Here is a 19,753-nt window from a genome sequence, read left to right as displayed (position 1 = left end):
GGGCGAGGACCATGAACTACGAGCCAAACCGCCAGCGTTCCAGTGTCGACCGTGAGGCTCTGGGCCTGAAGCCCGGTCTCAAGCCGGTCCGCCGCATCCGGCCCAAGAGCCGCCGGATCAGCCGTCCGGGCAACTTCGCCACGGTGAAGACGTTCGCGCGCCAGCCGATCCGTACCGAGGCCGTCATGGAGATGGACGGGCTCGCGCACATCGAGATCAACCCGCGGTACGTCAGGATCGCCCCGCAGCCCCACCGCCTGACTTACCACGTGACCAAGCCCGACGGGTCGACGCGCGTCGCCACCTACGTCCCCGACCTCGCGGTGCTGACCATCGAAGGCAACGTCGTGATCGTCGACTTCAAGTCGCGATACCTCCGTGGCCTTCCCGAATGGTCGGAGGTCGAGCCCGTGATCCGTGAGGCCTACCTCATCGATCATGGGGCGGCTTTCACGGTGCTGACCGAGGAGCATTTCGCAATCGAGCCGCGCCGCTCGAACGTCGCCATCATGCTCATGCATCGCCCCCCGCAGAAGGACGCTGCCGCCATTGCGGCGGTCCGCGGTGCTATCGGGCGGATCGGCCTTCCAAGCACCATCGGCGCCATCCGCTCAGATTCCGGCCTTCGGTCCGATGGAATCAGCGACTCGGCCTTTTCCGCCCTCGTCGAGCTCGCGATCTCCGGCGAGGTGACGATGGGTATGGCAAAGCCGTTCGACGACCTCACCGTCATCGACGTGGGGCCGTTCGCATGATGCCCGCCGCTCATCAAGGGATCGACATCCTCGGCCTGGCCGATCAATCCCCGGACGATGGCCCGAAGTGGGACCTTCGCCCTGGCGACATCGTCGCGATTGGCCGCCCCGACGAGGCCACCTTCCGCCGCGCCGAGTTCGAGCGTCCCATCCCCGGCAGGAAGGCCGCTGATGACAGGCCCGCCGGCCCGCGCACCCTTCGCTTTTCGGAGATCCCGAGCGGCGCTCAGGTCTTTCTCACCGACCGTCAGATCGGCTTGCTTCAGAGGGAGGGGCGGTGGAGCATTGAACTCATCAACGCCGACGCCGACAAGCCGCGCGGCGAACTGCCGACGAACCTCGGCCTGACGGACGAGGAGACCCGCTACGCCGACTGTCACTTCGACTACGTGGTGGCCTGCGTGGCCATGCCTGGCGGTTACAAGAAGTCCAGGCCGAAGCTGTTGCTCATCGTCGAGGAGGTGGCGCGGAAGCGTGCGGAGGCGCCCCCGAGCACTTCGACCGTCATGCGTCAGGTCCAGAAGTGGTTTGACAGAGGGGACGTCTACGGAAAGGCCGCGCTGACCAAGAAGCGACGCGAGGTCAACAGCCTACCGCCCTGGCCCCCCGAGATGATCCAGGCCATCCGATCCTGCACCTACCAATCCCTGTGCGACCCCAAGGGAACCGCAGGCGATGCGCTCGCTCGGCTGCGGATTTGGGCGGACGAAACCTACCCTGAGCGGCAGGTCGACCTCCCGAATATCCGAACCATGGAACGGGCACGCGCCAGCGTGAACAAGTACATCAGGGACTACCTCGGGAAGGGTGCCGGCAAGTCCGCTCGCGACAATGCCGCGTACTACGAAAGGTCGAGGCCCGACCTGCCGTGCGAAGAGGTCGAAGTCGATCACACGACGTTCGATGTCCGCCTGATCGACGATGAGTCCAATCTCGTTTTCGGCAGGCCCGACGTCGTAGCCATTCGTTGCCTGGCAACTGGAATGATCCTGGGCATCGGCATCGGCTGGGAAGCCCCCAGCTTCGCCTCGTTCATCGAGGCCGTGCGGCACGCGATGTACGAGAAGGACCTCTCGGCCTTTCCCAGCGTGAAGACCGGTTGGCCGTGTCGCGGGCGCTGGAAGCGCATGCGTGTCGATAACGCCATGCATTTCATTGGCGCGAACATCGGCCACGCGTCGAACGAGCTGATGTTCGAAGTCGTGGAAATGCGGCCGGGTGAGCCCACGATGAAGGGGGCGGTGGAACGATTGATGGGCATCCTGAACAGGAAGGTTGCCCATGCCGTCCCGGGAACGACCCTCTCCAACATCGTCGAACGCAAGGAACATGAGGAGGCGTCAGAGGCCCCCGTGCTGACGCTGCGGGAGTTCGAGGCGTTCCTCGTCACCTACATCTGCGACGACTACCATTGGTCCGCCCACCGAGGCCTTGGGCCGCTTCGCAAGCTGCCCGACGTCCCGATCCGCCTCTGGAGGAACGGGATCGGCAAGGTCAAGATCCGGAACCTCCCGCATCCCGACACCTTCGCCGCCCTCGCGGGAGATATCGAAAATCGCACCGTCCAGGACTACGGGATCGAGTGGGACTACATCCTCTATCAGTCCGACGATCTGATCCCGATCCGTACGCACCCCGATCACAAGCCCGGCAAGGGAAGGCATCCCGGCACCAAGTACCGGGTCACCCGCGATCCGCAGGACCTGGGGCGAATCTGGCTGTTCGATCCCTACCTGAAGGTTCGGATCGAGGTCCCGTCCGCCCGCCTGGATTACGCGGCAGGCCTCACGCTGCACCAGCACCGGGTGATCGTAGCGGACCATCTGCGCACCGTCGCGAACTTCGTGGACATCGACGGCCTGCTGCGGACACGGGGGCGCATGCTCGCAACGATCCAGGAGCTGCGGAAGCAGCGGGATATCCAGGGCATCGAACGGAAGCTGGCGAGGTTCCTCGGCAGTCAAAAGGCCAAGCGCATCCGGAGTCGGATTGCGACGGAGAACGACAGCGAGGAGGCGAGCTCGGTCCCGTTGGACATCGAGCAGCCCGCCTACGTCCCGACCCCTGAATTCCGGGCGCGACGCGCTCCGAACCTTACCCGCCGTGAGCAACCGGACCCCGAACGCGTGCGACAGGTCAAGGCCGAGCCGGAGCAATCGCCGGCTGAGGTTCCGAGGCGCCCGAAGGTCGAGGAACAGGCGGAACCTGAGCGAAGGACATCGTCGAAGGCGACCGATCTCGACGCTCTTAGGGCACAGCACCCTGATTGGAAGGAAGTCTGATGGCGGACATCGCGAGCTTCAATGACAAGTCGCTGTCCCCCGAAGAGAGGGAGAGGGTCTCGGCGCTTCCGCCGATTGAGCGCCAGGATCTGATCGAGACCGTCCTCGTTCGCTATCCAAGCTTCAAGTCGGCGTCCGGGTTCGTTTCTAAGTTCCACCGGCCCGTTGACGGGGGAAGGCACGGTCGCGGATGGGTCGGCGCGCTGCTCGGCGACACGCGAGCAGGAAAGAGCTTCGTTCTACAGGACTACAGGAACAGGTTCACCTCCGAACGCATCAACGGAGGCTTTACGCGTCCGGTCGTCTACGTCGAGGTCTTGAACGACATGACGGCGCATGACGTCGCCTCAGAGTTCCACCTGGCTCTGGGATACTCATCGGTACCGAAGATCAAGACCGCAACGCTGATGAGAAACGATATCGCGGAGTTGGAAGATCATCACGTCGAACTCGTCATCCTGGATGACATCGACAATGCGCTAAGCAACCCTAAGTCAGCCAACAATCGGCTGATCCTAGGCTTCATCAAGGGCATTCTCGACAGCCGCACGTGTAATGTTCTGTGCTCGGGCCGTGTTGCTCTTCACCGGATCATCAGCGGGTTCAACCAAGTCGAAGGACGCGGCAGTCTCCCGCACGTCTTCATCAAGCCTTACCGCTGGCGCGTCCAGTCAGAGCGTATCCAGATCCGTTTCCTGCTGGACGAGATCGACAACAGGTTGCCCTTCCGTGAGAAGGCCGGGCTCGGCGACGAGGATGTCGCGGCACATTTCTATGCCATTTCCGGCGGGCTGATCGGCCGGATGATGAACTACGTCAGGGAGGCGGCCTACGAGGCCATGAACGAGGGCGCGGACCGCATCGAACGTGAGCATCTCGTCTACGCCGCGAAGTTGCGGATGGCTCCGGGCGAGACCTTCGTCCCGTTCAAGGGCAAGCTCGACATCGAGAGGTTGGATGCCGATCCCGACGAGAGCGCCGGGCGGGCGGACCCCAAGCCTGCTCCTGTCCGTAAGGACATGTTCGACAAGAAGCGGCCGAGGAAGGTCAAGTGATCGACCAACCAAGGCGCCTTCGCCATTCAATGATCCGACGCTGGTTCGAGCCGGGCGAGCATGAACCGGCCACGGCTTTCTTCTCACGCATCGCTGGGCGCAACGGACAGACCAGCGCCTGGGTGTTCGCCGACGAGATGGGCTTCGATGGTCGCACCCTCGCACCAGCGGATTGCCTCGATGCGGTCTCGGAGATCGGCCTTGAGGGTATGGACCGCCTGATCCACGCGACGCCCGTCGTTCACAAGCGAGCGGTGCGGATCATGGGCGTCGACGTGCGGCGGAGGCATTGGTCCGAGGCCCCACGGGTCTGCCCCGGGTGCCTGGCGGAAAGCGCGCACCACCGCACCTTCCACAGCCTCGTCTCCTTCACCGTATGCCCCTATCACGGATGTGGACTCGTCGGCGGCCCAGGGGGGCCCTTGGCGTGGTGGTACCCCCACCTCGACCATGCCCCGGATGGTACGCAGGTGGCGTTGCCGATGCCCCGCCTCGCCCGACCTCGCCCGAGTTTTGAACTGTGGCTGCTGGGTCGCCTGGGCGTGGAGGAGCCGCTGCAGGTGCCGATCCTGACCGACGTTTCCGTTCCAACGGTCATCGATACGATTGACCTGCTTGGCCGCGCAGCAATCGGCGGATGGCGTGTCGCGGCCCCCCGCACGGGTACGCCTGGCTTCGAGCGTGCCAAGGTCGTCGCGGCAGGCTTCGCGATCCTCTGCGAAGGCGTGGAGGCGTTGGAGCGATTGTTCGATGACATCGCGAACCAGGGCGAGGGACAGGTCGGGGCCGACCGGTGTGCATGGGGCATGCATCAGGCCTTCGGCTGGCTCTACAACGCGACCTTCTGCACGTGGCGCCGACCGATGCTGATGGACGCCGTTCGTGTCGCAGCGGGCACGGTTGCGAAGCGCCGGGGGACTTTCGCGCGCTCGGCGATGTCGCTTCATGGCGTGAACGAAGAGGTTGCCTTCCTGCACCGGGACGAGGTTGCACGTAGCCTCAACATCCTGCGCCGGGCCGTCGATCCACTCGCGCTGCGCCTCGGCATGCTGCCTTCGGGCGGGAGCGAACGCTTCGTGATGTATGATGCCTCGGTCGTTCCGCTGATCCGTGAGAGCCTGTCCACCAGTATGAAGCGAGAGGAGGCTGCGGGAGTCCTTGGCTTGAGGGTCACCGAGTTCGACGCCCTCGTAAGAATGGGATTGCTCAGGCGCTTGTGCCGATTGGGTGGCCCGACGCCCAAGGACGACATGTATCTTCGCCATGAGGTCGAGGCCTTGCTGCCCGACCCTGGGCTAGGTGTGGTTTCGACCGAGGACGAGCGTCATGTCGACCTGACGGCTTTCGCCGAAGTGTTCGGGCTCCGGAGACCCGAGGTGATCGGTCTGTGCGCCGCCGGTCGTTTGACGCCTTTGGGGATCGCCGCGGGATCGGTCGGGTTGGCGTCCCTCGTATTCGCCCGCCCCCACGCCGGGGACCGCGATGTGTTGAAGCCGCCGGCCCCTAAGGTCGGAGGGCGCTTTCGCAGCCTGCGGTCACGACGCGGGATGACCAAGTGCGATGCCGCATCGAAGCTCGGCATCAACATGGCCACGGTCGCGGCGCTTCTTCGGGACGGGCTGTTGCAGACGTTGGGAGCGGAGGAAAGCGGAACGGCTCGGGCACTCGTCGACGAGGAGTCCCTGCGCACGTTCGCGGCCAAGTATGCCCCGGCCGTCTCCTACGCCGATGTGCTCGGGTGCGGGCGGACCGCCGCGGTCAACAGGCTTCGAGGGCTTGGTGTCCGTATCCTCTTGAAGGCACCCGGTAACAACGACCTCATGGCCATTGTGCTGCGCTCCGACGTCCTACGGGCGCTCCGGTCGGATACGGACCCCATGGCGGAGCCCATCTCCGATTGGACCTCGTTCTGGGACGGGTTCGGTCGGCATCTGGCATCGAAGAGGTCGATCTTCCGTCCAGTCCGCATCGCCCAAGGGCACGCCGGTCGCATCAGGAGTGGTGATCGCCGGACCGCCATCCTTATCGGTTTCGAGGTGGATGGGTACGTCGTTCTTAGGCTCGAAACCGGCAGGGCCATGACGGACGACGGGAAGCCGTTTTGCGCCGAGCGTTCTGGCTTCGTCCTCGGCGACAAGGGAGCCTGGCTGAATTGGTTCGAGTGGATAGAAACGAACGCCTATCTTGCTCGCTCTTACGGGAAGTCCGCGTCCCGAGCGGCCTGAGACGGGCCGCGACCCCGACCGAAGGGTGCCCGATTGGCGATGCCCGCCATGGCAAGCCGATCAGTCGACGCCTTTCGCAGGCGATCCCTTCGGTAGGACGGGGACATTTTGTTCCAAATGGGGTGACGGCGCCCGTTTGTTTGTTCCAAACAGGTTGTCGCTTTGTACCAAAGAGGCTGGCGGCAGCCTGACCTTTCACAGAGCGGAAATGGTGTCGTACTGTTCCAACTAGCTTGTCGGCCTACATCCTCCTGATAGGTTCGGGAGTGACGCTTCCCGAGCTTAATATTCGAGATAGATTTGCCTCCGCGACGAGTGCGTTGGTCCGTGGATCACGTCGGGCGGTGGTCGAATTGTCCTGACGTGTCCGACCTGCCAGCCATCTTCATTTTTTTTCGCGTCAGATCGTGTTGTGATCTGTCACCCGGACGCGCGCGATTTGATTACGGCCGCCGCACGACTGCTCCGCTTTGCATGAGATTTGTTCCAGGTGGCTGGGATATCATCGTTTATCGACAATGGCGCTCATTCAGTCTGGTCGGCGACTTGATGTTATCGGAAATCAATCTAACATCGGTTAGGCTGAAGACGAGACGTTGACTGCGCGATGCCAAAACTCAAGCTTCTCGGTGGCCGGAGGCCGCGGGAAAGATCCAAACTGGTTTTGGGTGGACCGGATGCGCTTGGGTTCTGGACGTGGGACGCCGAGCGCGATCGCGTATGGGCTGATACGTTCGTCGCGCTGCTGTTCGAGATCGACCCCGAGGAAGCCGAAGCCGGCGTGCCACTCTCGGTTTTCGCGGCACATATCCACCCCCCGGATCAGTCACGTGTCTTGGCCAGCTTCCGCGCGGAGGCGCGCGAGGACGGGCGCATGGCCCTCGAGTACCGCGTTCGAGCGACTGGTGGGGGCCTGCGTCTGGTCCTGTCGCGCGGCCGCTTCGCCTACGATCACTGCGGTCGCCCGCTGTCGGGCCACGGGATCATCGTCGACATCAGCGACCTGCAGGCGCGGGATGAAGACCGGACCCCAGCCCCGCCGTTGGCCGAAGACCCGTCCGGAACATCGCTGGACCGTGCCGCGACTGCGGCGATCGCGGCTTTCCAGGCCATCGGTCCCTTGAACGACCCGGGCCTGACGGCGCGCGCCGAAGCGCTTCTGTTCGAGATCGGCCGCAGGCTCGCGACGCAGGAAGCCGATGACGAGCGTAAGCGCTTGAATTAGAGCGCACTCCGCCGAAGTGGACACCGGTTCGGCGAAAGAGAGTGCGTTAAATCAAAGGCTTAGAGCTGCGCTCGATTGCAACGCGATCGGGCACCGCTCTAGCGCTGGTCCTGTTCCCGCAGATGGAGGTAGGTCGGGTCGAACTCGGCTGCGGCGACCAGGCCATTCCAGTCGTGCACGACCAGGTGACGGCTGCGCAGCGAGATCAATCCTGCGGCCTTCAGATCCCGGATCGTGCGATTGACGTGAACCGGCGTGATCCCGAGGGCATCGGCCAGCTCCGGCTGCGTCATGGGCAGATCACAACTGAAGTCCGGTGCGAGACCGACTGTGCCGAGGCGCGTGATCAATTCGCAGAACAGATGGGCCATCCGGGCGTAGGCGTCCCGCCGGCCGGTGTTGAGCGTCCATTCCCGCACGATCGCCGCGTCGATGAGCGTTGCCCGCCAGAAGACCTCGCCGAGCCGCGGCTGGGCGCGCAGCAGGGCGCGCACCGCATCGTGCTGGACGAACCCGATGCGGCAGGGGGTGACCGTCGCGATGCTGATATCGAGGGTCTGGAGATGGAGGCTCTGAAAATCCGGCACGTCGCCGGCAACGTGGTAGCTCATGACCTGCCGTTTGCCGGCCCGGGTCGATTTATAGGTGCTCGCGATGCCCGATAAGATGGCGAAGCTCCGGCCGGGGCGGTCCCCCTCGCGCACGATGTCCTGATAGGCATCGATCAGCGCAGGCTGCATCGGCATGGCTTCGATTGCGGCACGCTCCTCGGATGAGAGCTCGAACAGCGCGATGCCTTCGAGCTTGCGCAGCAACGGATGCCGATCCGCGTGTTGGCTTGTTCCGCTCATCTTACCTCATTCGGCCACAGGCAGATCCGGCATGGGAAGCCTGTACCGGGTGGACACGGGTTAGTCTGCTGCTTCGGCAACATCGACCGACTGGTGCGAGGCACGAGAATCGGTATCGATCCGTATAACTCGAAAGCGATCGAGCGAGCAGAGACAGAATCTCGGATTTCGGCACGATCACGCGTGTTCGGATCGTATCTGGGCAGCCGCGCTGGTGCATTCGCCAGGGTTGTGAGGCGCGCGGGTTGTTGACGGGGCTGGAAATCTCCGACCCGTCCGCGCACACAGGTGGCGCGGCGTATTCGCCGCCCAGCTTGACGGAACGCTCGGATGAACACGACCGATCTCGCCCCGCACGCGCATCAGGTCCTGGCCGAGGCGACGCTGCCCGGACTGCCGAACCATTACCGCGGCAAGGTCAGGGAGAATTACGATCTGGCGGACGGCCGCCGCATCCTGATCACCACCGACCGGATCAGCGCCTTCGATCGGGCGCTCGCCGCGATCCCGTTCAAGGGGCAGGTTCTGACGCAGACCGCCCGCTTCTGGTTCGAACGGACGGGCGATCTCTGCCCGAACCACGTCCTGGCATATCCGGATCCGAACGTCGTCGTCGGGCAGCGCCTGGAGATTCTGCCGGTGGAGGTGGTGGTCCGCGGCTATCTCGCGGGTACGACTTCGACCTCCGTGCTGACCCGATACAGGGCGGGCGAGCGGGCGATGTACGGCCATCGCTTCCCCGACGGGATGCGTCCGAACGAGCGCCTGCCGGCACCCATCATCACGCCGACCACGAAGGCCTTCGACGGCGGCCACGACGAGCCGTTGACGGAGGCCGAGATACTGAGCCGCGGCCTGCTGACGGACCGGCAATGGCGCACCGTCTCGGAGGCTGCCCTGGCATTGTTCGGCCGCGGGCAGGCTCTGGCGGCTGAGCGCGGGTTGATCCTGGCGGACACCAAGTACGAGTTCGGCACGGATCCCGAGGGCCGGATCGTCCTTGCGGACGAGATCCACACGCCGGACAGCAGCCGCTACTGGTTTGCACAGAGCTACCCGGAGCGTTTTGCGACCGGCACGGCGCCCGAGAGCTTCGACAAGGACTTCGTGCGCAACTGGGTCGTGGCCCGCTGCGATCCCTATCGGGATCCGATTCCCGAGATCCCCGCCGACGTCATTCTCGAAACGGCCGCGGTCTACATCAAAGCCTATGAGACGATCACCGGTGCGCGGTTCGCGCTGCCGGATCCGGCCGAGGTGCCGCTCGACCGTGTGCGCCGGAACCTCGAATTCTATCTCGCGGCGAGTCCGGATCGCTGAAGGGCGGCGCGCTGCGCCGCCCCAGGCCGGTTCCTGCGATGGTTCAGGCCGCTGCTGCCAGCGGGGCCGGAGCAGGAGCATCCATCGCGCGCAGGTAGACGTCGAGCAGCGTCTCCTGTTCGTCGCGCTCGTCCTTGTCCTGCTTGCGGATCTTCAGGATCTCCTTAAGGATCTTGACGTCCAGGCCCTCGCCCTTGGCCTCGGCGAAGACCTCCTTCTTGGCCTCCATGAGGTCCTTGATCTCTTCCTCAAGCCGTTCGACGCGCTCGATGATCGAGCGGATCCGGTCGCCCGCGACGCCCACGGTATCGGTCATATCGGTCATGCAATCCCTCGTCGGATGACGGGGCATCCTCGCCGGTGCAGGGTAAGCGACGGGTTAAGGACGGGCCGGGGTCCGTGTGTGGCCTGCGATCCAGCCGATGATCGCGTCCGACACGGCGTCGCTGTTGGCTTCCAGCATCATCATGTGGCCGTTGCCATGGATGCCGTGGTCGGCGAGCACGAGCCGGTCCGGCTTGGCACCGGCCTGCGTGAGGAACGCCGCGGTGCAATCATCCATCGTGGCGCGGAACGACGCCTCGGCGGTGACGATCACCGCGGGCACCCGGGCGAGGTTGGGTAAGGTATGCACAGGCTCGGCCTGGAGCCAGCAGCGGATCTTGTCGGGCGACGTGGCGGTCTCGGCCTGGACCACAGTGATGTCGGTCGGAGCGCTCACCGGCGGCTCGAAATGGAGCGGCACCCGCGTGATGCCGTAGGGCCGGGCCCGCGCATCACCGACGCGCTCGTACCAGTCGGTGCCGCCCTTGAAGCGAATGTCGTAGAAGGTCGGCCCATTGGGCTCCACGGCGATGTGCGCCTTGACGAGGTCCGGCCGCTGGTCCGAGACCGCCCAACCGAAGACGCCCGCCTGCGAATGCGTCAGGAGGATCGCTGGGCCGATCTTCTCCAAGAGGGCGATCAGCGCCGGGTCGACCAGCTCCTCGCTCTTCAGCGCGCTGGCGATGTAGGGCACCTGGGAGAGGTAGAACTGGTCGAAGGCGGCGTTGCCCCGCACGCCCGGGCCATCCGGCCACTGGCTGTGCAGTTTCGCCTGCGGATACAGCGAGAACCGCTCCTGCCCGGTAAAGACCGTTTCCAGATCCTCGGCCGGGAGGCGTGCATAGGGCCCATAGGTCTCCGGATCGCCGCCCGAACGGCCACGCCCGACCTGATCCACGACATACACCGCAAAGCCCTTCGCGGCGAAGCGGTCCGCCCAGCCTGGCCGGCCGTCCGGCGTGCCGAGGAAGTTGGTCCCGGTCTGCGCGGTGCCGTGCACCATGACGACCGGGTAGGGCTGCGTGATCCGCTCCGGGGCGCGATAATCCACGAACATCTGCCCGAGGGCCGTGGTCTTGTCGCCTACACGCACATAGCGGCCGCCGACGAAGAAGTAGCCGCTGGGCTGCTGCGGCTTGAACGGTGCGGTACCCGATCCCTGTTCGGCGGCGCACGGCGCCGATCCGACCGCAAGGCAGAGCAGGGTCAGTACCCCTGCGACCGTCTCTCTCAGCATGGCGTCCTCCCGCCGGGCATCTGGCGCGCCCGGCGGGCGGTATATCAGCGTGACAGCGTGGCCGGGTCCAGCGGCCACGCCAAGTTCCATCAGGCGTGCGCGAAGCGCGGCTTCTTGCCCAGCGCCTCCTCGACGGTGCCGGCACCGTCGAGATAGCCGTGGACCTTCGGGTTCGGCATGATCAGCGAGGCCACGAAGGCAATCGCCATCAGCACCGTGACGTACCAGAAGAACGTGCTCTCCGTGCCGGCATCCTTGAACCACAAGGCGACGAATTCGGCGGTGCCGCCGAACATGGCGTTGGCCAGCGCGTACGACAGGCCGACGCCCAGCGCGCGTACGTTGGTGGGGAACAGCTCGGCTTTCACGATGCCGCTGATGCCGGTGTAGAACGACACGACGGACAGCCCCAGGGTGATCAGCGCGAAGGCCAGGTAGGGATCCTTGTTGGTCCCCAAGGCCGTCATCAGCGGCACCACCATCAGCGTCCCGAGGCCGCTGTAGAGCAGCATGTTGGCCTTGCGGCCGATCTTGTCGGACAGCGCGCCGAACAGCGGCTGAATCACCATGTAGACGAACAGAACGCAGGTCATGATCTGCGAGGCCGACGTCTTGGGTAGGCCGGCGGTGTTGACCAGATATTTCTGCATGTACGTGGTGAACGTGTAGAAGCTCAGGCTGCCGCCGGCCGTGTACGCCAGGACGACGCAGAACGCCCGCCAATGCTTGAACAACTCGGCGAAGGTACCGGCATTCTCCTTGTCGCCCGCTTCCTTGGTCTCGGCCAGGGAGCGCCGGAGATACAGAGCCACGATCGCGAGCCCGGCGCCGATGAAGAACGGGATGCGCCAGCCCCAGGCGGTCAGCTCGGGCGCGGTCATCACGGTCTGAAGCATCACCAGGACCAGTGAGGCCAGCAGCTGGCCACCGATCAGCGTCACGTACTGGAAGGAGGCGAAGAAGCCGCGTTTCCCCTTGATCGCCACCTCGCTCATGTAGGTCGCCGAGGTGCCGTACTCGCCGCCCACCGACAGGCCCTGCAGCATGCGGGCGAGGAGCAGCAACACCGGCGCCAGGGTACCGACATGCTCGTAGGTCGGCAGGATGCCGATCAACAGCGAGCCGAAGCACATCATCAGGACGGAGACGACCATCGAGGTTCGCCGCCCGACCCGGTCGGCGATGCGCCCGAACAGCCAGCCTCCGACCGGTCGCATGAAGAAGCCCACCGCGAAGATGCCGGCCGTTTGCAGGAGCTGCGTGGTGGAATCACCCTTCGGAAAGAAGGCCGGCGCGAAATAGAGCGCGAAGAACGCGTAGCAGTAGAAATCGTACCATTCGACCAGATTGCCCGAGGACGAGCCGACGATCGCCCAGATGCGCCGCTTCCGGTCCGCAGCGTCGTGCGTGCCCGGTGCGATGCCGATCGTGTCGTTTCGCAATGCGGACATGGCATCTCCCTCGAACTCTTATAGGGGCGGCGATTGCCAGCCTCTTTTTCATGCGACGCGACGTTACAGGTGATGACCGTGATCGCAAGTCCGTGATGAGTCTTTCCTCGGGACGAGCCCGGCGCCTGTCACGCGCGTCGCCGCCGCGGTCGAACCCCGGAACGGTTTGCCATGGGGGGCCGTTGCGGCCCGGCGCGGGCGCCGAGGGCGCTCCCAAGGCGAGAGAGGCGTGGCCATGAAGCGGATTCTCAGAGACACCGTGGCGGTTGCCATCGTGATTGCGGGGGCGACGACCGCCTTCGCGCAGGGCGGACCCGGTGGGCCGGGCGGCGCCGGGCCCGGTGCAGGCGGCGGTGCGCCAGGAGCTGGAGCGGGTGGCGGCGCGGGTCCGGGCGGTGGTCCCGGCGGTGCAGGCGGCGGCATGCGGGGCGGGGCCGAGGGCGGGGCCATGCGCGGGCCCGGCGGCGAGGGTGGCCCGCGTGGTGCCGAGCCGGGTGGACCCGGGGGCCGCGGTGCCGAAGGGCCCGGCCGCGCCGGCGGTGCCAACGAGCGCGGTGGACCGGCTGAGCGGGGCACGCCGGGCACGAATCCCGGTCCAGGTGAGCGCGGTCCAGGTGAGCGCGGTCCAGGTGAGCGCGGTCCCGGTGAGCGCGGTCCCGGTGAGCGCGGTTCGCGGGAGCCCGGCCCGGGTGGCGAGCGGGGCAACCGTGATGCGGCTGGGCCCAACCAGGGTGGTCGCGGCCCAGCCGGCGAACGCGGCCCCGGGGGTGAGCGCGGCGGCCGTGCAGGCGCCCGTGATGGCGGTTCGGTCCGCGGCGCCGTGGGCCGTCTCGACACGCGGCAGCGCACCGAATTCCGGTCATCGATCACCCGCCTGGGCGTCTCGTCGCTCCGGGATGTCGCCTTCGGTCTGGCCGTCGGCACGGCGATCCCGCGTTCGGTGTCCCTGCACCGGCTGCCGCCGGCCATCGTCGAGCTGGTTCCGGAATACGAGGGCTACGACTTCGTCCTGGTGCGCGACGACATCGTGATCATCGATCCCGACACCTACGAGATCGTGGATGTGATCCCGGGCTGATCCGCTCTGCCATCGCGCAGCACGCCCGGCAGGGCGATTTTCTCGCGCGTTTGGCCAACTTTTGCGAAGAAAGCGAAAGAAAAATATCGTACAGACCCGATTGCGTGGATCCGGAGACACCCGGATCCACGCATGAAAGGCGCCGCTGAAAATATAAATCTCTATTCTATTGAATGATACGTCTGAATATATAATAAAATTAAGCGCCACGGACCGTGAATTTCAGATACGAAATAGGGCTGTTCACGCGTCGTCTCCGTTTGGAGCGTGGTATGTCGATTGAGAATTCTGGTTTCCACGCATCCGCGAGGGCCACGTGCCTGCGTCTCGGGATAGCGGGCCGCGCGACGCTCCTGACCCTGGCGATCGCGTTCACCGCCTTCCTCGCGTGCTCCGTTTACATTCACACGTCGCAGAGCGCGCTGCTGCGGACGGACATCAACACCAGCATGTCGAACCTGAGCGGTACCGCCGCGCGGAGCATCGGCAATTGGCTGCGCGGAAAGCTCGATCTCATTCAGTTGATGGCGCAGGAGATCAGCGGCACCGGGGTCGGGCCTGAGGCGGACCGCGTGCTTGACGCGCCGATCGTCCGCCAGGGTTTCTACGTCAGCTATCTCGGGCGGACCGATGGATTCTACACGCGGATGCCCAAGGCGCCGATCCCGCCGGGCTACGATCCGCGGGCGCGGCCGTGATTCAAGGAGGTGGTCGCGGCGAAGGGCGCGATCCTGACCGAACCCTACAAATCCGCCAGTCGGGACAGCATGGTTTTGACGGCGGCCGCGCCGCTCGAAGACGCCGAGCACACGCTTGTCGGCGCGGCCGCCGGCGATTTCGATGTCGGGGCCCTGGCTCGCATGATCGCCGACGTGGTGCCAGGCGGCAATGGCTACGCCTACCTGGTGTGCGGTGCCGGCAAGATTCTGATCCACCCCAGAGGGGATCTCGTCGGCAAACCCCTCTCGGACCTGATCGGCGGTTCGAAGCCGGACGTCGCCGCCGGCCGCGCGATCGAGACCACCGAGGCCGGGCGTGCGACTCTGACGGTGTTCGCCCGCGTGCCGGACCTGCCGCCCAACCTCGACTGGTACGTCGCGCTGTCCTTCGATCGCGCGGCGGTGGTCGCGCTGATCGATCACCTCACGCGGACCATGGCGGTCGCGACCGTCATCATGCTCCTGGCGCTGGCGGTCGCGGTCAGCCAGACCATGGCGCGCACGGTGGCGCGTCCCCTCAACCAGCTCGTCGGCGTGCTCCAGCGGATGAGCCAGGGCGAACTCGAGACCGAGATTGCGGAGGCCCGCCGACGGGACGAGATCGGCATGGTCGGCCGGGCCGTCGAGGGCATCAAGGCCCTCGTGGCCGACAAGGCGCGCGAGCAGGCCGAGGTGCGCCGCCTCGCCGACGCGGCGGCCACCGCCGAGCGCCGGCGCACGATGACCGAACTGGCCGATGGGTTCGAGCGGGTCGTCGGCACCATCGTGGGTTCGGTCTCGTCCGCCGCCACCGATCTGCACACGACCGCGGAGACGCTGACGGTCGCCGCCACGCAGGCGGCGGCGCAGTCCAGCGGCGTCGCAGCCGCCGCCGAGGAGGCGTCCGCCAACGTCGCGGCGGCGGCCGAGCAACTCGGGGCGAGCGTGCAGGAGGTGGCCGGGCAGGTCGCCGGCTCGTCGCGCCTCGCCCGAACGGCGGTCGATGAGGCTGACGAGACCGGGCGCCGGGTGCAGGACCTGTCCGAGGCCGTGTCTAAGATCGGCGACGCGGTCGGATTGATTTCCTCCATCGCGGGACAGACGAATCTCCTGGCGCTGAATGCGACGATCGAGGCGGCGCGCGCGGGTGAGGCAGGACGCGGCTTCGCGGTCGTGGCCGCCGAGGTGAAGGAACTGGCCGCCCAGACCGCCCGTGCGACCGAGGAGATCACCGGCCACATCGCGCGTGTCCGGGGTTCGACCAGCGAGGCCGCCCGGGCACTCGACGGGATCGTGACGCGCATCCGGGACATCAACGATGTGGCCACAGCGGTCGCCGCTGCAGTGGGGCAGCAGGACTCGGCCACGCAGGAGATCGCGCGCAACGTCAGTCAGGCCTCGACCGGGACCGACGAGGTCACGACGAACATCGCCGGCGTGGCCGGAGCTGCCGCCCAGACCGGTCAGGCCGCGCATAAGGTTCTGGATTCCGCGACGGAGCTGTCCCGACAATCCGACCATCTCGGTGTCGAGGTCGCCCGCTTCCTTGAATCGGTCAGAGCCGCCTGACGATGCGATTCCGAGGCGATCAGCGATGCGCCTCGGCCGCCATGCGGATCGCGAGTGCCGCCAGCACCGTGCCCATCAGCCAGCGCTGCACCGTGCTCCAGAGGGGGCGCTGGATGAAGAACACAGCGATCGTCCCAGCCGAGACGACGAAGATGGCGTTCATCCCGACACTGACGGCGAGCTGCGTGCCACAGAAGACCAACGCCTGTGCGAGCACGCTCCCGTTCGCCGGATCGATGAATTGCGGCAGGAGCGACAGGTACAGGACCGCGATCTTCGGATTGAGCAGGTTGGTCAGCAGCCCCATCACGAAGAGCTTGCGCGGGCTGTCCTTCGGCAGAGCATGGACCTTGAACGGCGATCGCCCGTTGGGCCGGACCGCCTGCCACGCGAGGTACAGAAGATAGAATGCGCCGGCGAGGCGGACGGCATTGTACGCGTAGGGAATCGCGATCAGCAGGGCCGTGAGTCCCAAGGCCGCACACACCATGTAGACGATGTGGCCCGCCAGGATGCCGCCGAGCGAGATCAGGCCGGCCGTCCGCCCCTGCGCGATCGATCGGGAGATCAGATAAGCCATGTTCGGTCCCGGCGTGAGGGCCATGCCCAGCGAGATCAATGCGAAGGCAAGGTAGTTGCCAAGATCCGGCACTTCGATCCATCCCAATGGCGGCCGGCAAGACGAACACCCGCGTCCTGCCCGGACGATTCGTCGTACACGGAAGCCGATAGCCTTCGACGGAAAGCTAAATGGATCCGCTCCGGAGTGTCAAAGCATTCAGCGGCGCTGTCCTGCCGGCGTTGCAAGCTTATACCGGCCGCCGAGCCGGCTAAAACACGCTGTGAGCTTGACCGACTCACCCGCGAAGGCCGCACGCGGCTGGTTGCGGCCGGGAGTGCAGTGGATGGTCATCTCTCTGGCATGGTCCAGAAAAGCGAATGGCGAGTGGAGATTCACGCTCCGCCTCGCCATTCCTCTCTGGACACGGCAACACCGGAAACGGTGAATGCCAGGGATCGGCGGCTAGCCCCCGCCGATCCCACTTCCGAAGATAACGCGCCGCTCCGGCCACAGCAACGGCGGCGTCACCGCCCCCCGTCCAGCAGTTTCGAGACGACGCGGGCGGTGTAGTCGACCATCGGCACGATGCGGGCGTAGTTCAGGCGCGTCGGGCCGATCACCCCGACAACGCCCACGATTTTCTGGGCTCCGTCGCGGAACGGCGCGGCGATCAGCGACGAGCCGGAGAGCGAGAACAGCTTGTTCTCCGAGCCGATGAAGATCCGTACGCCGTCGCCTCCTTCGGCCCGGGCGAGCAGGTCGATGACGTCCTTCTGGCTCTCCAGATCGTTGAACAGCAGGCGGATGCGCTCAAGATCCTCGACGGCCTTCAGATCGTCGAGCAGGTTGGCCTGACCGCGCACGATCAGCTGGCGCGCTTCGGACGGGCCGACCGGCGTCGCGAGGCCGGCATCCACAAGGCGCTCGGTCAGCGCATCGAGTTCCCGCTTCATCGCCTGGCGGCTGGCCTCGATCTCGGCCCGCAGGGAGCCCAGGGTCCGGCCCCGAAGCCGGGCGTTCAGGAAGTTCGTCGCCTCCTGCAGTGCGCCGGTGGGCAGGCCTGGCGGCAGGTCGACCAGGCGGTTTTCGACCGAGCCGTCGTCCGAGACCAGCACGACGAGCGCCCGGGCCGGGTCCAGGCGCACGAACTCGATATGCTTCAGATTTACGTTCGCCTTAGTGGTCAGGACCACGCCGGCGCCGCGCGAGACACCCGACAGCATGGTCGAGGCCGCGGCCAACGCCGAGTCGAAGGTGTGGCCCGACGCCGCGGCCCGCATCTGCGCCTCGATCCGGGCCTGCTCGTCCTGACTGACGTCGCCGAGTTCCAGCATGGCGTCGACGAAAAAGCGCAGGCCGAGCTCGGTCGGGAGCCGGCCCGCCGATGTATGCGGGGCGAAGATCAGGCCGGAATGCTCCAGATCCGCCATGACGTTGCGGATCGAGGCTGGCGACAGGGCCATCGGGAGGATCCGCGCGAGATTGCGTGATCCGACCGGTTCGCCGGTGGTGAGGTAGCTCTCGACGATCTGTCGGAAGATCTCCCGGGCGCGCTCGTTGAGCGCGGCAAGCGCCTGCATCGATGGGCCGTCGAGAAATCGTGGGTTCGGGTCTGTCACGCTCTGATCCTGTGGTCCGATCATGTCCGACCGTCCGGTCTGGATCAATCCGTACACGACGGCTTCGCTGCGCCGCTTGCCCGCGCCGAGATGGCGGCCTAAGAGCCCGGCCCTCGACTTTCCTTACAGAAGGGGTCCGCAATGCGGCCTTCCAAGCGTGCCGCCGACGAATTGCGGCCCGTGAGCCTGGAGCGCGCGGTTTCGCGCTACGCCGAGGGTTCGTGCCTCGTCAGCTTCGGCAATACCCGGGTGCTCTGCACGGCCTCGCTGGAGGAGCGCGGCCCCCCGTGGCTGCGCGGTTCGGGCAAGGGCTGGGTGACGGCCGAGTACGCCATGCTGCCGCGTGCGACCCACGAACGCACCCGCCGCGAAGTCGGTTCCGGTAAGCCCTCCGGGCGGACGCAGGAGATCCAGCGTCTGATCGGGCGTTCCCTGCGGGCGGTCACCAACCTGCCGGCGCTCGGCGAGCGGCAGGTGACCGTCGATTGCGACGTGATCCAGGCCGATGGCGGCACGCGCACGGCCGCCATCACGGGCGCCTGGGTGGCGCTGCACGATTGCTTCAGTTGGATGCGCACGCGCTCGATCATCTCGGTCGATCCGCTGCGCGACCACGTCGCGGCCGTCTCCTGTGGCCTCTACAAGGGCACGCCGGTGCTCGACCTCGACTACGCCGAGGATTCGGCCGCCGAGACCGACGCCAACTTCGTGCTCACCGGCCGGGGCGGCATCGTGGAGGTTCAGGGCACGGCCGAGATGGAGCCGTTCTCGCAGGATCAGCTGCTCGAATTGCTGCGCCTCGCGCGCGTCGGCACCGATCGGCTGGTCGCGCTTCAGAAGGAGGCGATCGCGTGAGCCGGCGCCTGACGGGCAAGGTGGTCATCGCCACCCACAATGCCGGCAAGCTCACCGAGATGCGTGACTTGCTCAAACCTTTTGGAATCGAAGCGGTGTCGGCTGGCGAACTCGGCCTGCCGGAGCCGGAGGAGACCGGCACGATGTTCGCCGAGAACGCAGCGATCAAGGCCAGGGCCGCCGCGGACGCTACGGGCTTGCCCGCCTTCGCCGACGATTCCGGCTTGTGTGTCGATGCCCTCGACGGGGCGCCGGGCATTTTCTCCGCGCGCTGGGCCGGCCCGACCAAGGACTTCGCCGGCGCCATGGCGCGGATCGCCTCGGAGATGGACAGGCGCGGCGCGCAGGGTCGCCGGGCGCATTTCGTCTCGGCGCTGGTGCTGGCATGGCCGGACGGCCATACTGAGCTGTTCGAGGGCCGGGTGTTCGGCGACCTCGTGGAGCCCCGCGGCTCGGCTGGGTTCGGCTACGACCCGATCTTCCGGCCGGACGGCCACGACCGGACCTTCGGCGAGATGACCGCCGAAGAGAAGCACGGGGTCGATTGGCAGCGCGGGCAGGGGCTCTCGCACCGCGCCCGGGCCTTCGTGGATCTCAGCCGGGCTTGCCTCGCGCCGAGCGCGTGATTGCCAAACAGGGCCGCGCCG

Annotated in this window: 17 protein-coding genes; 11 read left to right on the top strand and 6 right to left on the bottom strand. The window is 66.1% G+C overall.

Annotated features, from left to right (window positions below; translation table 11 throughout):
- The first annotated feature begins 11 nt into the window (after positions 1–11).
- The 5 genes from OXS49_RS02325 to OXS49_RS02305 all read left to right on the top strand — a co-directional run bounded on the left by OXS49_RS02325 (position 12) and on the right by OXS49_RS02305 (position 7,542).
- Positions 12–755 carry a hypothetical protein gene (locus OXS49_RS02325; protein WP_267421422.1) on the top strand — a complete coding sequence of 248 codons (744 nt, stop codon included), beginning with the start codon at positions 12–14 and terminating at the stop codon, positions 753–755.
- Positions 752–3,037 carry a Mu transposase C-terminal domain-containing protein gene (locus OXS49_RS02320; RefSeq protein WP_267421420.1) on the top strand — a complete coding sequence of 762 codons (2,286 nt, stop codon included), beginning with the start codon at positions 752–754 and terminating at the stop codon, positions 3,035–3,037. Before OXS49_RS02325 ends, OXS49_RS02320 begins: the two co-directional genes overlap by 4 nt.
- Complete coding sequence (locus OXS49_RS02315) at positions 3,037–4,092, top strand: TniB family NTP-binding protein (protein ID WP_267421418.1); 1,056 nt, start codon at positions 3,037–3,039, stop codon at positions 4,090–4,092. The genes OXS49_RS02320 and OXS49_RS02315 overlap by 1 nt, the downstream gene beginning before the upstream one ends.
- Complete coding sequence (locus OXS49_RS02310; protein WP_267421416.1) at positions 4,089–6,317, top strand: TniQ family protein; 2,229 nt, start codon at positions 4,089–4,091, stop codon at positions 6,315–6,317. The genes OXS49_RS02315 and OXS49_RS02310 overlap by 4 nt, the downstream gene beginning before the upstream one ends.
- A gap of 607 nt (positions 6,318–6,924) precedes the next feature.
- Positions 6,925–7,542 carry a PAS domain-containing protein gene (locus OXS49_RS02305; protein ID WP_267421414.1) on the top strand — a complete coding sequence of 206 codons (618 nt, stop codon included), beginning with the start codon at positions 6,925–6,927 and terminating at the stop codon, positions 7,540–7,542.
- A gap of 98 nt (positions 7,543–7,640) precedes the next feature.
- On the opposite strand, the gene OXS49_RS02300 is transcribed toward OXS49_RS02305, so the two are convergent.
- Positions 7,641–8,393: a Crp/Fnr family transcriptional regulator gene (locus tag OXS49_RS02300; RefSeq protein ID WP_244003972.1), complete on the bottom strand. Its 753-nt coding sequence runs from the start codon at positions 8,391–8,393 to the stop codon at positions 7,641–7,643.
- A 330-nt stretch (positions 8,394–8,723) separates the two neighbouring features.
- Here OXS49_RS02300 and OXS49_RS02295 point away from each other — a divergent pair, with 330 nt between their 5' ends.
- Positions 8,724–9,713 carry a phosphoribosylaminoimidazolesuccinocarboxamide synthase gene (locus tag OXS49_RS02295; RefSeq protein WP_267421412.1) on the top strand — a complete coding sequence of 330 codons (990 nt, stop codon included), beginning with the start codon at positions 8,724–8,726 and terminating at the stop codon, positions 9,711–9,713.
- Positions 9,714–9,756: 43 nt separating this feature from the next.
- Here the strand turns inward: OXS49_RS02295 and OXS49_RS02290 are convergent, their stop codons facing one another.
- The 3 genes from OXS49_RS02290 to OXS49_RS02280 form a co-directional block, all read right to left on the bottom strand.
- Positions 9,757–10,038: a DUF2312 domain-containing protein gene (locus tag OXS49_RS02290; protein ID WP_244003976.1), complete on the bottom strand. Its 282-nt coding sequence runs from the start codon at positions 10,036–10,038 to the stop codon at positions 9,757–9,759.
- A gap of 54 nt (positions 10,039–10,092) precedes the next feature.
- Positions 10,093–11,274: an alpha/beta hydrolase gene (locus OXS49_RS02285; RefSeq protein WP_267421408.1), complete on the bottom strand. Its 1,182-nt coding sequence runs from the start codon at positions 11,272–11,274 to the stop codon at positions 10,093–10,095.
- 89 nt (positions 11,275–11,363) lie between these two features.
- Positions 11,364–12,725 (bottom strand): MFS family transporter, encoded by a 1,362-nt coding sequence (locus tag OXS49_RS02280; protein WP_267421407.1) that lies wholly within the window; start codon positions 12,723–12,725, stop codon positions 11,364–11,366.
- Positions 12,726–12,960: 235 nt separating this feature from the next.
- On the opposite strand from OXS49_RS02280, the gene OXS49_RS02275 reads away from it, so the two are divergent.
- The 3 genes from OXS49_RS02275 (at position 12,961) to OXS49_RS02265 (ending at position 16,070) form a co-directional block, all read left to right on the top strand.
- Positions 12,961–13,803, top strand: a complete 843-nt coding sequence (locus OXS49_RS02275; RefSeq protein ID WP_267421405.1) for a DUF1236 domain-containing protein — start codon at positions 12,961–12,963, stop codon at positions 13,801–13,803.
- Between the two features lie 272 nt (positions 13,804–14,075).
- On the top strand, positions 14,076–14,501 hold the full coding sequence (locus tag OXS49_RS02270) for a hypothetical protein (RefSeq protein ID WP_267421403.1): 426 nt from the start codon (positions 14,076–14,078) through the stop codon (positions 14,499–14,501).
- 9 nt (positions 14,502–14,510) lie between these two features.
- Complete coding sequence (locus OXS49_RS02265; RefSeq protein ID WP_267421402.1) at positions 14,511–16,070, top strand: methyl-accepting chemotaxis protein; 1,560 nt, start codon at positions 14,511–14,513, stop codon at positions 16,068–16,070.
- A gap of 19 nt (positions 16,071–16,089) precedes the next feature.
- Here OXS49_RS02265 and OXS49_RS02260 read toward each other — a convergent pair whose 3' ends face one another.
- Together OXS49_RS02260 and hrcA are read right to left on the bottom strand one after the other, a co-directional pair.
- Positions 16,090–16,722 (bottom strand): LysE family translocator, encoded by a 633-nt coding sequence (locus OXS49_RS02260; protein WP_267421400.1) that lies wholly within the window; start codon positions 16,720–16,722, stop codon positions 16,090–16,092.
- Between the two features lie 434 nt (positions 16,723–17,156).
- Entirely contained in the window at positions 17,157–18,212 is a 1,056-nt protein-coding gene (gene hrcA / locus OXS49_RS02255) for a heat-inducible transcriptional repressor HrcA (RefSeq protein WP_244004005.1), read from the bottom strand.
- A gap of 180 nt (positions 18,213–18,392) precedes the next feature.
- Between hrcA and rph the strand changes: the two genes are divergently transcribed.
- Together rph and rdgB are read left to right on the top strand one after the other, a co-directional pair.
- Positions 18,393–19,106, top strand: coding sequence for a ribonuclease PH (rph, locus tag OXS49_RS02250; RefSeq protein ID WP_244003988.1), 714 nt, complete (start codon positions 18,393–18,395; stop codon positions 19,104–19,106).
- Positions 19,103–19,732, top strand: a complete 630-nt coding sequence (gene rdgB, locus OXS49_RS02245; RefSeq protein WP_267421391.1) for an RdgB/HAM1 family non-canonical purine NTP pyrophosphatase — start codon at positions 19,103–19,105, stop codon at positions 19,730–19,732. The genes rph and rdgB overlap by 4 nt, the downstream gene beginning before the upstream one ends.
- The last annotated feature ends 21 nt before the right edge of the window (positions 19,733–19,753 follow it).

Source organism: Methylobacterium sp. GC_Met_2 (assembly GCF_026540795.1).
GTDB lineage: Bacteria > Pseudomonadota > Alphaproteobacteria > Rhizobiales > Beijerinckiaceae > Methylobacterium.
This window is presented reverse-complemented; position numbering and strand designations above follow the sequence as displayed.